Source organism: Variovorax saccharolyticus (assembly GCF_030316765.1).
Taxonomy (GTDB): Bacteria; Pseudomonadota; Gammaproteobacteria; order Burkholderiales; family Burkholderiaceae_C; genus Variovorax; species Variovorax saccharolyticus.
Genome location: NZ_JASZYT010000008.1, coordinates 302,762 through 317,121, shown reverse-complemented (window position 1 = coordinate 317,121; position 14,360 = coordinate 302,762). Strand labels below are relative to the sequence as shown.

Annotated in this window: 16 protein-coding genes; 9 read left to right on the top strand and 7 right to left on the bottom strand. The window is 70.1% G+C overall.

Features of this window, described 5'->3' with window-relative positions; all coding sequences use genetic code 11:
• Positions 1-68: 68 nt before the first annotated feature.
• From QTI45_RS24280 to QTI45_RS24270, 3 genes are all read left to right on the top strand, one after another.
• Positions 69-665 (top strand): TetR/AcrR family transcriptional regulator, encoded by a 597-nt coding sequence (locus QTI45_RS24280; protein ID WP_286656125.1) that lies wholly within the window; start codon positions 69-71, stop codon positions 663-665.
• 99 nt (positions 666-764) lie between these two features.
• On the top strand, positions 765-1,505 hold the full coding sequence (locus tag QTI45_RS24275) for an SDR family oxidoreductase (RefSeq protein WP_286656124.1): 741 nt from the start codon (positions 765-767) through the stop codon (positions 1,503-1,505).
• A gap of 21 nt (positions 1,506-1,526) precedes the next feature.
• Complete coding sequence (locus QTI45_RS24270; protein ID WP_286656123.1) at positions 1,527-2,513, top strand: NAD(P)H-dependent flavin oxidoreductase; 987 nt, start codon at positions 1,527-1,529, stop codon at positions 2,511-2,513.
• A 23-nt stretch (positions 2,514-2,536) separates the two neighbouring features.
• Here QTI45_RS24270 and QTI45_RS24265 read toward each other — a convergent pair whose 3' ends face one another.
• The 6 genes from QTI45_RS24265 to QTI45_RS24240 all read right to left on the bottom strand — a co-directional run bounded on the left by QTI45_RS24265 (position 2,537) and on the right by QTI45_RS24240 (position 9,040).
• A complete protein-coding gene (locus QTI45_RS24265; protein ID WP_286656122.1) occupies positions 2,537-4,234 on the bottom strand; it encodes an AMP-dependent synthetase/ligase in 1,698 nt (565 codons plus the stop codon).
• The gene (locus QTI45_RS24260) at positions 4,231-5,424 is read right to left on the bottom strand and encodes an ABC transporter substrate-binding protein (protein ID WP_286656121.1); all 1,194 of its coding nucleotides are present in this window, start codon (positions 5,422-5,424) and stop codon (positions 4,231-4,233) included. The genes QTI45_RS24265 and QTI45_RS24260 overlap by 4 nt, the downstream gene beginning before the upstream one ends.
• Positions 5,425-5,461: 37 nt before the next feature.
• Positions 5,462-6,244 carry an ABC transporter ATP-binding protein gene (locus QTI45_RS24255; RefSeq protein ID WP_286656120.1) on the bottom strand — a complete coding sequence of 261 codons (783 nt, stop codon included), beginning with the start codon at positions 6,242-6,244 and terminating at the stop codon, positions 5,462-5,464.
• Between the two features lie 3 nt (positions 6,245-6,247).
• Positions 6,248-7,006, bottom strand: coding sequence for an ABC transporter ATP-binding protein (locus QTI45_RS24250; protein WP_286369853.1), 759 nt, complete (start codon positions 7,004-7,006; stop codon positions 6,248-6,250).
• Complete coding sequence (locus QTI45_RS24245; RefSeq protein ID WP_286656119.1) at positions 7,006-8,082, bottom strand: branched-chain amino acid ABC transporter permease; 1,077 nt, start codon at positions 8,080-8,082, stop codon at positions 7,006-7,008. The genes QTI45_RS24250 and QTI45_RS24245 overlap by 1 nt, the downstream gene beginning before the upstream one ends.
• A 61-nt stretch (positions 8,083-8,143) precedes the next feature.
• Positions 8,144-9,040: a branched-chain amino acid ABC transporter permease gene (locus QTI45_RS24240; protein WP_286369855.1), complete on the bottom strand. Its 897-nt coding sequence runs from the start codon at positions 9,038-9,040 to the stop codon at positions 8,144-8,146.
• Between the two features lie 248 nt (positions 9,041-9,288).
• Here QTI45_RS24240 and QTI45_RS24235 point away from each other — a divergent pair, with 248 nt between their 5' ends.
• From QTI45_RS24235 to QTI45_RS24215, 5 genes are all read left to right on the top strand, one after another.
• Positions 9,289-9,480, top strand: coding sequence for a hypothetical protein (locus QTI45_RS24235; RefSeq protein ID WP_286369856.1), 192 nt, complete (start codon positions 9,289-9,291; stop codon positions 9,478-9,480).
• Between the two features lie 102 nt (positions 9,481-9,582).
• Positions 9,583-10,392, top strand: coding sequence for an MlaE family ABC transporter permease (locus QTI45_RS24230; protein WP_286369857.1), 810 nt, complete (start codon positions 9,583-9,585; stop codon positions 10,390-10,392).
• Between the two features lie 145 nt (positions 10,393-10,537).
• Complete coding sequence (locus tag QTI45_RS24225; protein ID WP_286656118.1) at positions 10,538-11,320, top strand: ABC transporter ATP-binding protein; 783 nt, start codon at positions 10,538-10,540, stop codon at positions 11,318-11,320.
• Complete coding sequence (locus QTI45_RS24220) at positions 11,317-12,303, top strand: MlaD family protein (protein WP_286369859.1); 987 nt, start codon at positions 11,317-11,319, stop codon at positions 12,301-12,303. The genes QTI45_RS24225 and QTI45_RS24220 overlap by 4 nt, the downstream gene beginning before the upstream one ends.
• The gene (locus QTI45_RS24215; protein ID WP_286656117.1) at positions 12,300-12,914 is read left to right on the top strand and encodes a PqiC family protein; all 615 of its coding nucleotides are present in this window, start codon (positions 12,300-12,302) and stop codon (positions 12,912-12,914) included. The genes QTI45_RS24220 and QTI45_RS24215 overlap by 4 nt, the downstream gene beginning before the upstream one ends.
• Before the next feature lie 33 nt (positions 12,915-12,947).
• Here QTI45_RS24215 and QTI45_RS24210 read toward each other — a convergent pair whose 3' ends face one another.
• Positions 12,948-13,256, bottom strand: a complete 309-nt coding sequence (locus tag QTI45_RS24210; RefSeq protein ID WP_286656116.1) for a DUF4124 domain-containing protein — start codon at positions 13,254-13,256, stop codon at positions 12,948-12,950.
• A 218-nt stretch (positions 13,257-13,474) separates the two neighbouring features.
• Here QTI45_RS24210 and QTI45_RS24205 point away from each other — a divergent pair, with 218 nt between their 5' ends.
• Entirely contained in the window at positions 13,475-14,290 is an 816-nt protein-coding gene (locus QTI45_RS24205) for a hypothetical protein (protein WP_286656115.1), read from the top strand.
• Positions 14,291-14,360 lie beyond the last annotated feature (70 nt).

Genomic DNA, 14,360 nt, shown 5'->3' with positions numbered 1-14,360 from the left:
TTCGTTAACTGAACGGAAGTTATGTTATTGTTTTTTCATTGTCAACAAGGGTTCCCCCGAGGCCTCCGATGCGCTACTCCAGCACCCACAAACAAGAAGTCCGCGACAAGCTGATGGCCAGCAGCCGGGCGATCGCCAAGCGCGGCGGCTTCGAGGCCACCGGCGTCGATGCGCTGATGGGCGCCATCGGCATGACCGGCGGCGCCTTCTACAGCCACTTCCCGTCGAAGCAAGCGCTGTTCGAGGCACTGATCAGCGAAGAGGTGGACAACAGCGCCGACATGCTGGCCGGCAACGAGGATTCGCCGGCCGACCACGTGGCGCGCTGCCTGCGCGGCTACCTGAGCAGCTTCCACGTCGAGAACCCCGCCCAGGGCTGCGCCCTGACCGCCCTGGGCCCAGAGATCGCGCGCGCCGGACCCGAGGTGCGCAAGGCAGTCGAGGCCAGCCTCAAGCGCACGCAGAAGAACTGGAGCGATCGCATCGGTGACTCCGACGCCGCCTGGGCGCTGATCGCGCAGTGCGTCGGCGCGGTGGTGCTGGCACGCGCGGTCGAGAGCGACAAGACGCGCAAGGAACTGCTGGCCGCGAGCCGCCGCTTCATCGACCAGGCGCATGCGCTCGAGCATCCCTGCTCGACCTCGCCGGGCCACAAGAAGACCTGATTCCATCGGCGCGGGCCGCGCGCTTGCTTGACACCGCTCGTGGCTTTGGCTAACGTTCGTTTAGCTAAACGCTCATTCATCAATCCAAAGGAGACAGTCATGGCGGAGTCGCAAGGTCAGGGAAAAGTCGCGCTGGTGATCGGTGCCGGCGATGCAACGGGCGGCGCCATCGCGGCCCGCTTCGCGAAAGAGGGCTACATCGCCTGCCTCACGCGGCGCTCGGCCGACAAGCTGCAGCCCACGGTCGACGCCATCCACGCCGCCGGCGGCCAGGCCTTCGGCTTCAGCAGCGACGCCCGCAAGGAAGAGGACGTGATCGCGCTGATCGAGCAGGTCGAGCGCGAGCACGGACCGATCGAGGTGATGGTCTTCAACATCGGCGCCAACGTGCCCTCCAGCATCCTCGAGGAGACCGCACGCAAGTACTTCAAGATCTGGGAGATGGCCTGCTTCAGCGGCTTCCTCAATGGCCGCGAAGTGGCCAAGCGGATGGTGACGCGCGGCCGCGGCACCATCCTCTTCACGGGCGCCACGGCCGGCCTGCGCGGCGCCGCCAACTTCGCCGCCTTCGCCGGCGCCAAGCATGCGCTGCGGGCGCTGGCGCAGAGCATGGCGCGCGAACTCGGGCCGCGCAACATCCACGTCGCGCACGTCGTGGTCGACGGCGCGATCGACACCGAGTTCATCCGCACCAGCTTCCCCGAACGCTATGCGCTGAAGGAGCAGGACGGCATCCTCAACCCCGAGCACATCGCCGACAACTACTGGCACCTGCACGCCCAGCCGCGCGACGCCTGGACCTTCGAGCTCGACCTGCGGCCCTACATGGAGCGCTGGTAGGCCTTCGAAGGGAACACGAGCATGAAGACACGCATCACCGAACTCTTCGGCATCCAGCACCCGATCATCCAGGGCGGCATGCACTATGTCGGCTTCGCCGAGCTGGCCGCGGCGGTATCGAACGCCGGCGGGCTCGGGCTCATCACGGGCCTGACGCAGAAGACGCCCGAGCTGCTGGCGAAGGAAATCGCCCGCTGCCACGAGATGACCGACAAGCCCTTCGGCGTCAACCTGACCTTCCTGCCGACCTTCTCGGCGCCGCCCTACCCCGAGTACATCGCGGCCATCGCCGAAGGCGGCATCCGCGTGGTCGAGACCGCCGGCCGCAGCCCCGAGGCCCACATGCCGGCGCTCAAGGCGGCCGGCATCAAGGTGATCCACAAGTGCACCTCGGTGCGCCATGCGCTCAAGGCCGAGGCGATCGGCTGCGATGCGGTCAGCGTCGACGGCTTCGAGTGCGGCGGCCATCCGGGCGAGGACGACCTGCCCAACATGATCCTGCTGCCGCGCGCGGCCGAAGAACTGCGCATTCCCTTCGTGGCCTCGGGCGGCATGGCCGACGGACGCAGCCTGGTGGCGGCGCTGGCGCTGGGCGCCGACGGCATGAACATGGGCACGCGCTTCATCGCGACCCAGGAAGCACCGGTGCACGACAACGTCAAGCAGGCGATCGTGAAGGCCAGCGAGCTCGATACCCGCCTGGTGATGCGCCCCTTGCGCAACACCGAGCGGGTGCTGAACAACGCCGGCGTCGAGCGCATCCTGCAGATCGAGCGCGAGAAAGGCGCGGCGCTGCAGATCTCCGATGTCTACGACCAGGTGGCGGGCGTCTATCCGCGCGTGATGGTCGAGGGCGAGATGGACGCCGGCGCCTGGAGCTGCGGCATGGTCGCCGGGCTGATCCGCGACGTGCCGACGGTCAAGGAGCTGATCGACCGCATCATGGCGCAGGCGCACGGCCTGATCCACGCCCGGCTGGCCGGCATGCTGGAAGCGCAGCCGGGCTGAGCCGGCCGCGCCGCCCGCCTTCCTCAGGCGCTGTACAGCGCCTCGATCTGCTCGGAAAAGCGGCGCTCCGCCAGGCGGCGATGAATGCGCAGCGCCGGTGTCATCTCCTCGTCATGCACCGACAGCGCGCGCGGCAGCAGGCCGAAGCGCCGGATCCGATGGCCCTCGGCGAGCGAGGCATTGAGCCGGTCGATCTCGGACTGCACCAGCGCCTGCACCTCGGGCCGCTGCACCAGGTTCCCGTAGTCGGTGAAAGGGATGCCACGGCTCTGCGCATAGGTCAGCACGCTCTCCTCTTCGAGCGACACCAGGCAGGCGCAATGGCCGCGCTGCGCGCCGACCAACATCGCACCGGCGATGAAGGCGCTGGCCTGGAGCGCTGCTTCCATCGCACCCGGCGCCACCCGCGCGCCCGACGCGGTGGCGAACGAATCTGCGAGCCGGCCCACCACGCGCCATCCGCCCGCCGGCTCCCTGAGCGCCAGGTCGCCGGTGTGCAGCCAGCCATCGGCGGTGAGCGGCGCCGGCTGCAACCCGCCGTCGCGCCAGTAGCCCGCCATCAGCGCCGCAGGCTTGACTTGCAGCTCGCCGTCCTGGCTGACGCGCGAGGTCGACGGCAGCAGCGGGCAAGGCCCGCAGGTCTCGGCGCTTTCGTAGAGGTCGACCATCGGCACGCCGATGCCCTGGTACCAGCGGGCGAGGCTGGCCGAGGCCGCCGCCCCGCCGCTGAACACCTGCCGCACGCGAGACAGCCCCAGCGTGCGCCGCACCTGCCATCGCGCCGCACGCTGGAGCCAGCCCGCGGACTGCCCCTCGACGCTGCGGCGGTAGAGCCGCTGCGCGCCGGGTGCGCTGCGCAGCGCCGCGCTCTCGGTGCGGGCCTGCAGCTTCTCCCAGAAGCGCGGCGGCGCGTGCACCCAGTGCGGCTCGACTTCGCGCAGGTCGTTGCCCACGGTGGCCGGACTCTCGGGGAAATGCACCAGGCAGTCGCTCAGCAGCGGCAGCACCGACGCGAGCATGCGCTCGGCCGCATTCGCCAGCGGCACGAAGCACAGGATGCGGTCGCCGTCCGCGACACCGAGGGCGCTGCGCATCCCGGCCGCCTGCCGCAGCGCCGTGGCCTGCGTGAAGGCAGCGATGCGGGGCGCACCGGTGCTGCCGGCGGTGCCGACCAGGAAGCCGATGTCGCCGCCCTGCCCGGCCGCGATGCGCTGCTCGAACAGCGGATCGGTGGACGTCTCGTCCTGCGCCATGAAGGCGCCGAGCCCGATCACCCGCGGGTCGTCGAGTTCGCGCAGTCCGCGCTCCTCGAACGCCACCACGCGCGCCAGGCGCGGGAGCCGCTCGGCCGAGGCCAGCAGCTTGGCCGCCTGCTCGGCGTCCTCGACGAATGCGACGCGCGTGCCGGCCAGGGCCAGATGGCTGCCGATGCGCCGGCCCGAGCAGGTCGGGTAGACCGCGTGGCTCACGAAGCCCATGGACTGCGCCGCCATGTCGGCGAAGAGCCACTCGGGCCGGCTCTCCGACACCACGGTCACGACATCGCCGGGCACCAGGCCGAGGCGGTCGAGCGCCAGGCCGATGGCCCGCGCCGAGGCCAGGTACTCGGACCACGCGAACGGCTGCCAGATGCCGCGCCGCTTGTGCCGCATCGCGACCTGCGCCGGCCGTTCACGGCAGCGCGCCAGCCAGGCCTGCGGCAGCGTGAGCGCGCTGCTCACAGGCTGCTCTTGGCCGGGTCGATGATCTCCGAGCGCGGCGTCCACTGGCCGTTGACCACCTGCTCGACGCGGCACCACTCGGGGTCGATGTGGTTGTCCTTGAATCGCTGGGTGTCGTAGGAGGCCTGGCCATTGAAGCTCGACGCCTGCAGCGTCTTCACCAGGCGGTCGGTGCCCAGGTCCTTGCCGGTGGCCCGCAGGCCCTGCAGGAACCACGAGGCATAGTCGTAGAAGACCAGCGCGACGTCGTCGGGCTCCATGCCGAAGCGCTTGCGGTAGCTGTCGGACCAGCGCTTGAGCGCGGCATCCTGCTCGGCCGCCGGCGTAATGCGCCAGCCGCCGATGCCGTAGAGGCCTTCGACCGAGGCCTTGCCGATGCTCACGGTGGTGCCGGCGCGGCCGGGGCTCGCGGTCAGCACGTTGACGCCAGTCCAGCCGAGCTTCTTGACCTCGGCCGAGACCGCGATGGTCTCGCGCGTGGTGGTGGCACCGACGATCAGGTCGACACCCGCCGCCCTCATCCGCGCCACCTGCGACGAGAAGTCGATGTCGCCCACCTTGTAGCCGGCCTCGGCCGACAGCGTCATGCCCTTGGCCGCCAGCGCCTCCCTGACGCCCTTGCCGACCAGGTCGCCGAAGGGGCCCTCCTGGTAGATGAAACCGACCTTCTTGCTGCCCAGCTTGGCGATCGTCCACTTGAGGCCGGCGGCGGTGGTCGTGTCGTAGTGCAGGTTGGCGGTGAACAAGAGCGGCGAATCGCCCGAGGCCTTGCGGATCAGCGCCGCCGCGCCGTAGGGCGCGAAGCAGATCACGCCCGCATCGACCGTCTTCTTGACCGTCGCCACGCCCGGGCCGGAGCCGAAGGGGCACAGCATCGCGAACACCTCGTCGCGCCGGATCAGCTTGTCGACCGCGCGCACCGCCTGCGGCGGCTGGCTGCCGTTGTCCTCGATCACGAAGCGCAGCTTGCGGCCGTGGATGCCGCCGGCCTCGTTGACTTCGTCGATGCTCATCTGCAGGCCGTTGCGGATCGGCGGCATGGTGATCGCGGCCGGCCCCGAGAGGTCGAGGTGGGTGCCGAGCACGATCTCGGTGCTGCTGACGCCGGCGGCACGGGCGGGCGCAGCGAGGAAGGCGGGCGCGAGCCCGGCCAGGCCGGAACTCAACAGGGTGCGACGGCGAAGGCTCATGGGATGTCTCCTGAAGTGAGAGGGATGAAGGGCGCGGCTAGCGCCAGCTGGCGCGCCGGCGCTGCGGCCGCGCGGCCGCCTGAGCGCCCGCTGCATGGCCGGCAGCGCCGCCGAGATAGAAGTCGCGCACGTCGTCGCGCTCGCGCAGCCTGGCGCAGCTGTCGGCCGCCACGATGCGGCCGAGCTCGACGATGTAGCCGTCGTCGGCCGTGGCCAGCGCGATCGCGGCGTTCTGCTCGACCACCAGCACCGCGGTGCGGGTCTCGCTGCGGATGCGCTGCACGATCGCGAAGATCTCCTTGGTGAACAGCGGCGACAGGCCGAGCGAGGGCTCGTCGAGCAGCAGCAGCCGCGGCCGGCCCATGAAGGCACGGCCGATCGCCACCATCTGCTGCTCGCCGCCCGACAGCAGACCAGCCGCCTGGGCGCGGCGTTCCTTCAGGCGCGGGAACCACTCGAACACGCGCTCGATGTCGCGCGCCACTTCCGGATCCCGGCGACGCGCGAAGGCGCCCATGCGCAGGTTCTCCATCACGCTCAGGAAGGTGAAGACCTGCCGGCCCTCGGGCACCAGCACCACGCCGGCACGCGCCACCTCGTCGGCGTCCCGCCCATCGATGCGCCGGCCCTCGAACTCGATGCTGCCCTTGGCCGGATCGATCACGCCGGCGATGGTGTTCAGCAAGGTGGTCTTGCCGGCGCCGTTGGCCCCCAGCACGCAGACGATGCGGCCGGCCTCGACCTCGAGGCTGACGCCGCGGATCGCATTCACCGGGCCGTACCAGGTCTCGATGTTGCGCACGCTCAGCAAGGCAGTCATGGCTCAGGCTCCCAGGTAGGCCGCGATCACACGGGGGTCGGATTGCACTTCGGCCGGCGTGCCGAGCGCGAGCCGCTGCCCCTGCTCCATCACCAGCACGCGGTCGGCCACCGCCGAGACCAGCGACATGTCGTGCTCGACCATCACCACGGTGATGCCGAGCGCGGCGCGGATGTCGCGGATCCAGTGCGCCAGTTCGTGCGTCTCCTCGGGGTTCAGGCCGGAAGCCGGTTCGTCGAGCAGCAGCAGCCGCGGCCCGGCCACCAGCGCGCGGCCGAGTTCGACGATCTTGCGGATGCCGTAGGGCAGTCCGGCGACCAGGCTCATGCGGTAGGGCGCGAGGTCGAGCAGCGCGATCACGTCCTCCACCACCTCGCGCGTCGCGTTCTCGGCGCGCCGCACCACCGGCAGGTTGAACAGCTGCGCGACGAGGCTGCCGTGCGGCGCCGAGTGGCGGCCCAGCATCAGGTTGTCGAGCACGGTCGCCCCCTCGAACAGCTCGATGTTCTGGAAGGTGCGCGCGATGCCCTGACGCACCACGTCGTGCCGCGCGAGCTTCGTGATCTCCCGTCCGCGCAGCCGCACCGAGCCGCCGCTGGCGTCGAACACCCTCGTGATCAGGTTGAAGACCGAGGTCTTGCCGGCGCCGTTGGGCCCGATGATCGCGAACACCTCGCCCTCGGCCACCTCGAAGCTGAGATCGCGCACCGCGCGAACGCCGCCGAAGGACAGGCTCAGGCCATCGACTTCGAAGAAGGGCATCAGGCACGCTCCGATCGCATGTAGGCCTTCTGGCGCTTGAAGCCGAGCCGCTGTCGCAGCGGGAATTCGTCGAGCGCGCCGCGGATGCGCAGCCAGCGGCCGTTGATGCCGCGCGGCTCGAGCAGCACGAAGAACACCAGCACGGCGCCGTAGACGAACAGTTCGAGCCCGAACTGGCTGCCGATGCGCGCTGGCAGCAGCGGCTTCATGAGCGAGATCAGCGACGGCAGCATGCCGATCAGCAGCGCCCCGAAGATCGCGCCGCGCAGGCTTCCCATGCCGCCGATGAACACCATCAGCACCAGCTGCAGCGAGAGCGCGAGGCCGAAGCCCTCGGGCGTGATGAACTGCGTCTGGTGCGCCAGCAGCGCGCCGGCCACGCCCGACACCGTGGCCGAGACCACGAAGGCAAGCACCTTGGTGCGGGCGACATGGATGCCCAGGCCCTGCGCCGCGGCCTCTGAATCCCGCACGCCGACGAAGGCGCGGCCGGTGGCCGAGCGCATCAGGTTGAGCAGCATCCACAGCACCAGCCCGAGCACCGCCAGGCACAGGAAGTAGAACGGGCGAGGGGCGCCGAGGCTGAGCCCGAACAGCATCGGGTCCGGCACCGCAAGGCCGCCGTGGCCGCCGGTGACGGATTTCCAGCGCCCCATGACATGCTCGGTGACGATCGCGAAGGCCAGCGTCACGACCGCCAGGTGCAGGCCCGAGACGCGGATCGCCGGCAGGCCCACCAGCAGCCCCGCCAGTCCGGCCACGGCACCGGCGGCCAGCAGCGACAGGGGCAGCGGCAGGCCGAGCGTCAGCAGCTGCGCGTGCGTGTAGGCACCGATGCTCAGGAACGCCGCCTGGCCGAGCGACACCTGCCCCGTGAAGCCGGTCAGCGTCATGAGGCCCAGGCTGGCGATGCACATGATGAAGATGAACGCCGCCTCGCCGACATAGAAGGTCGGCAGCACGAAGGGCGCGGCCACCAGCGCGGCGGCGAGCGCTCCGTACAAGAGCCGCTGCTCGCGCGTGCGCAGCAGCGCCCGGCCTTCGGCGTAGCTGGTCTGGTAGCGGCTGCCGCTCACTGGGAAGCCTCCGTGCTTCGCAGTGCGGTGCGAGCCCCCTTCGGAACGGCCGGGCGGGGGCTCATACCCGCCTCCCGTGCGCTTCGCCGATCAGGCCGCGCGGGAAGAACACCAGCACGGCGATCAGCACCAGGTAGGGCATGACGTCCTTGAAGCCGTCGGGCAGGTAGACGCCCGAGAACTGCTCGATCAGCCCGATCAGCAGCCCGCCGAGGATGGCGCCGGGCACGCTGCCGAAGCCGCCGAGCACCAGTGCCGCGAGCGCCTTGAGCATCACGAACCACAGGCCCAGGTCGACCAGCGAGATCGGCGCCAGCAAGACCCCGCAAAGCGCCGCGATCGCCCCCGAGATGGCCCAGACCAGCGAGTTGAGCCGCTTGACCCGCACGCCGCACAGGTAGGAGGCGAGCTGGTTCTGCGACGAGGCCTGGATCGCCACGCCCAAAGCGGTGCGCTGCAGGAAGACGAAGAGCAGCGCGGTCACCGCGAGGGCGGCCGCGATGATCACGAGATTGAGGTCGGCCACCACGGCGCCGGCGATCTGCGTGCTGCGGTCGCTCCACGGCGTCGCGTAGCTGCGCGAATCGGGCCCGAACACCATGCTGGTGCCGCCGCGGATCATGAAGCCGATGCCGATGGTCAGCATGACGCCGGCGAACTGCGGCTGGCCGACGATGGCGCGCATCACCTTCGCCTCCAGCAGCCAGCACAGGGCCGCGGCCAGCACCACCACCAGCGGCAGCGCCAGCCAGAACGACAGGCCGGCCTCGACGATGAAGTACCAGGCCGCGAAGGACGACAGCATCAGCACGTCGCCGTGCGCGAAGTTGAGCACTTCGGTGGCCTTGTAGCCCAGCACCAGGCCGAGCGCGACCAGGCTGTAGATGGCGCCGGTGGAAATGCCCTGGAGGCCGAGCTGGACCAGTTGCGCCAGCGAGGCGGAATCGAATGCGTCCATTTTTTCCTAACGATCGTTAACTAAACGATCGGCAGACTATAAGGAGATGTGGCGCCTTCCGTCTCTAGTGGTAATTCCCGAGTCTTCCCAGGTTTTCCCGGGCTCGCTGCGGCCGGTCCGGTCCAACTCGGCAAGGCCGAACGTGCGATTTGCACGATCCGTCATGCGGTTCGGCCTCGCCGGGCTGTTCAGTCATCAAGCTGAAGCCGATAGTGAGGAGGATTCAAGGCTCACCTCGAGGAAGCACCATGAACAGCCGCATCCGCACGAACCGCGCCGGCCGCACGCCGAAGCCCACGGCGCGGCGCTCCATCGCCGAGGCGCTGGCGCGCAAGCTGGGCAGCCTGGTCGGCGCCGACCGGCGCCGCGAACTGCAGGCCCGCGAACGACTCGACCGGCTGGAGCCCGACCAGCGCCTGCGCGAAGTGGGCGAGTGGTAGCCCGCGCCTCCTGAGCGACCCCGCGAGATCCCGCCGGCATCGGTTTCCGGCATCCCTGGCAAGGCATTCGCTACCATCGACGGACAAACCGCCCGCCGTCGAATGCCGCCGCCCTCCCTTCCCCACCGCCCATCCCTCGACGCCCTGCTGCGATCGGCCATCGGCCCGCTCGAGCGGCCGGTGCGATTCATCGGCGAGGTGCTGCTGTCGGCCGCGGCTGCCCTGGGCGGCCGCTGGAGCTTCCGGCGCGAGGACCTGGGCCGCGTGCTGGCCGACTGCAGCGCCCGCGCGGTGACCATCGTGCTGGTCGTGAACCTGCTGGTGGGCGCCATCCTGGCCTTCGTCGGCGCGGTGCAGCTGGCCAAGTTCGGCGCCGGCATCTTCGTCGCCGACCTGGTGGGCATCGCGGTCGCGCGCGAGATGGCGGCGATCATCACGGCGGTGGTCATCGCCGGGCGCACCGGCGCCGCCTTCGCGGCCGAGATCGCGACCATGCAGGCCAACGAGGAGGTCGACGCGCTCGAGGTGCTGGGCCTCGGCGCGGTCGATTTCCTGGTGCTGCCGCGGGTCGCCTCGCTGCTGCTGATGATGCCCCTGCTCTACATCTTCGCCTGCCTGGCCGGCCTCGTCGGCGGCATGCTGGTGGCCGCCGCCATGCTCGACATCTCGGCCACCGCCTACATGCAGCGCACGGCCGAGGCGCTGACCTGGACCCACCTGGGCCTGGGCATCGGCAAGTCGGTCACCTTCGGCGCCCTGGTCGGCATGGTCGGCTGCTACTACGGCCTGAATGCCAAGCGCAATGCCGCCGGGGTCGGCGTCGCGACCACCGGCGCGGTGGTGACCAGCATCGTCGGCATCATCGTGCTGGACGCCATCTTCGCCATCTGCGCCAACGCCCTGGATATATGAAGCACCCCCGATGCGCCTGCGGCGCCTCCCCCTCAAGGGGGCGATACCAGCGGCCCGGCAAAGCCGGTTCCGCGGTATCCCTGGTGTCGGACTGCGCCTTTTTTCAGGCGACACGAGTCATGCGGCAGCGCGGTGGAGCATTGTCATGAGCCTGCTCGCGGTTGATCAGCTCGTGATGCAGTTCGGCGACCGCCTGATCCAGAAGGACGTGTCGCTGAAGGTCGAGAAGGGCTGCATCTTCGCCGTCATGGGCGGCAGCGGCTGCGGCAAGAGCACGCTGCTCAAGCACCTGGTGGGCCTGCTGCCGCCGGCGGCCGGCAGCGTCACCTACGACGGTGTCGACTTCTGGGCCAGCGACGACGCCGAACGCAGCCGGCTGCGCTCGGGCTTCGGCATGCTGTTCCAGAGTGCCGCGCTGTGGTCGTCGATGACCGTGCTCGAGAACATCTGCCTGCCCCTCTCGCGCCAGACCCGGCTCGATCCGAGGCAGCGCGAAGCCAAGGCCCGCGAGGTGCTCGAATGGGTCGAGCTGGGCGAGTTCGCCGACTTCTATCCGTCGTCGCTGAGCGGCGGCATGAAGAAGCGCGCCGGCCTGGCCCGCGCCATCGCGGCCGAGCCGCCGCTGCTGTTCCTCGACGAGCCCTCGGCCGGCCTGGACCCGATCAGCTCGCGCCGCCTCGACGACCTGATCCTCGACATCCGGCACCGCACCGGCGCGGCCGTGGTCTTCGTCAGCCACGAACTGCCGAGCCTGTTCGCGATCGCCGACGACGGCATCTTCCTCGACGCCGACAGCAAGCAGCCGATCGCCCACGGCTGCCCGCGCGAACTCGCCCGGCAGGATGTGCACCCGACCGTGCATGCCTTCCTCCATCGGGAGGTGCCGCCGCCGGCCGCCGCTCCCGCCACCGCCAAGGCCACCCCATGAAACGCAACGCCCTGCTGATCGGCGCCTTCGTCATCGCCGCCTTCCTGATCACCGTCGCGGCCATCCTCTGGCTCGGCGGCAACGACCTGTTCACCAAGCAGCAGAAGGCCCGCGTGTTCTACCAGGGCAACGTGAGCGGCCTGTCGGTCGGCGCGCCCGTGAACTTCCGCGGCGTGATGATCGGCCAGGTGACCGACATCGGGATCCAGATGGACCCCGCGACGCTCAAGACCACGGTGCCGGTGTCGCTGCGGCTGCAGCCCTCGGCGCTGCGGCTGACCAATGGCGACGAGGAGAAGTCGCTCGACCTGCCGCTGCTGGTGCAGCGCGGACTGCGCGCGCGGCTGGCCTCGCAGAGCGTGGTGACCGGGCAGAAGGCGATCGAACTCGACTTCCTGCCGAACACGCCGGCGACGCTGCTGGGCGGGCCCGGCGCACCCGAGATCCCGACCGTGGCCGACCGCTTCGGCGCCCTGATCGACCAGGTTGCCAACCTGCCGCTGCGCGACACGGTGGCCGACATGCGCGAGGCGATCCAGGAGCTGCGCAGCACGCTGGTGTCGGTGCAGAAGACGCTCGACGGCGCGCAGGGCGTCCTGAGCGGCGCCGGCAAGGAGCTGCAGCTGACCGGCGCCGAGTCGCGCAAGACCCTGGCGGCCGCGACCGAAGCCATCCGGCAGGTGCAGGGCAGCTCGGAGGCGACGCTGCGATCGATCACGCAACTGGCCGACAGCTCGCGCCAGACGGTGCTCTCGGCCCAGCCCGAGCTCCAGCGCACCCTGGTGGGCGCGCGCGAGGCCTCGGAGACCGCCAGACTGTCGATGCAGCGGCTGGCCGACATGGCCTCGCCCGGCGCACCGCTGCGCAGCGACCTCGAGACCGCGGTCCAGGATCTGTCACAAGCGGCGCGCAGCCTGCGCTCCTGGGGCGAGCAGCTCGAGGAGCGGCCCAACGCCATCATCTTCGGGAACCCACGCCAATGACTGCACTGAAACGATGGGCGGCCCGGCCGCTGCACGCCGCACTGATCCTGATGCTGGCGGCCTGCGCGTCGCCGCCGCCGCAGGTGCTGCTGACGCTGCCGCCGGGGGCCAGCGCGGCTGCGGCCGCCGCCGCGCCCACCGCACCGGCGGCCGTCCGCGTGCTGGCGGTGAGCCGGCCCGAGATTCCGGAATACCTGCTGGCCCGCCGGGTGCGCTATCGGGCCGAGACCAGCACGCTGGGCGAATGGCCCGACACCTTCTGGGCCGAGCGCATCGAGATCGGCGTGGCGCGGGAGTTCACGGCCGCGCTGCGCGAGCGGCTGCCCGGCTGGCGCCTGTGCGAAGCCAGCTGCAGCGAGCAATCGCCCGCGGCGTCGCTGCAGGTGGTGCTGACTCGCATGGACTACCTGCGCAGCGAACGCCGCCTGAAGGCCAGCGCACGCATCACGGTGTGGAGCACGCAGGGCGCCCGGGTCCCGCTGCGCGCCGGCGACTTCAGCTTCGACATCCCGGGCGATGCCGACACGCCGCAGTCGCAGGCAAGGGCATCGACCGAACTGCTGCGGCGCGTGGCGGCCGAGGCGGCGACGCTGGTCGCGGCCGCGCCCTGAGCGGCGGGCCGATCCGGCGCCCTGCCTGGCGCCCTACTTGAGCGCCTGCTTCTCGGTGTAGCGCTCGGCCGGGCGGCTGGCCGGTATGAAGTCGTACTGCCCGCCGCCTTCGCGCACGCGGGCGCTGTGCATCTGGGGCGCGGCGAGCCGGTCGGCACCGCTGCCGAGCGTGTTCGACTGCAGCGCCGGACCCGAGAACGCCGAGCCGCACGGCCGGTCCGAAAGCACCGTCTGGCCGCGCTCGTCCTTGCAGCGGTGGACTTCGGCCGAGGCCATGGCGCTGGCCGCGCAGAGGCCCAGGAGAACGATCGTTCGGGACAGGTGCAAGAACCGGAGTTGCATGGGTCGCTTTCGATGTTTGAGGCGATCCTAGGGGCGGGCCGTGAATTCGTGAAGCAAATTGTCACAACTTCGACCGCGGTTCGTGAAATAGCTCTCAGCTCGGAGCGTGTCGAGGATTCGGCGGCACAAATTCGAGGTGCCGTCTTACACTCGGCGCTGCGTACTCATAAGACAAAAGCTCTCTTTATGGAGCCCGTCGCCGGGTCCTGAAAGCCATGATGTCCTTCCGTACCCGCGCGATGCCCGAGAGCTTCACGTGGCCGCCAAGGCCTCGGGCCATCGCTTTCGTGCAGGTCGGCGACCTGGTCGAGATGCTGCTCCACAGCAAGAAGGCCCAGTTCGCGACCTGCGAGTTCTGCCAGAGCGTCAACCACCTGAGCGATGTGCGCTGCCGGACTTGCGGCGGCGCCCTGCCGCCGCGTGCCGAGCCCGACGTCGCCCCCGTGGAGCCCGAAACGGCCGACGAGCCAAGCGCCATCTCCGAAGCACGCTCGTTGCGCAACGTCATGCAGCTGGCGCTGCTGCCGCCGCTGCTGCTGTTCGCAGGCTTCGTGGCCTGGAACGCGTTGCGTGCGCCGCCGGCCCCGCAGCCCGCTGCCGCAGCCAGCAGGCTCTACGCGCAGCCGAAAGCGCTGCAAACCGCACCGCGCGTGGCGGCCGCTCGCTCGCGCACCGCGCCGGTCGAACTCGGCCTGGGCCCGAACGAGGTGCTGCTGTCTTCGGCCCACGCCGCCACGCCCCCGGCCTGGAGTGGTGCGGCCGGGAACGCCTTCGACCCCGCAGCATCCGAGCCGCTGCTCGCGCCCGCCGACGCCCCGCCGGCGTCGAAAACGCGCAAGGCGACCGCCACCGCATCGGTGCGCCTGGGCCGAGACCCGCTGGCGGACTGCAACGGGAGCAACTTCTTCGCCCGTGCCATCTGCATCAACACCCGCTGCGCAGACCCCAAGACCGCCCAGCTCGGGCAATGCCGCGAGGCGATCCGCCAGCGCCGGATCGACGAGGCGCGACGCAATCCGAGCCTGATGGGCTGAAAAAAAAAGCGCAGCCGATCCAGGGCGTGTTCCCTATGATGCGGTCCTACCTCTTGAGGAAGGCCACGTC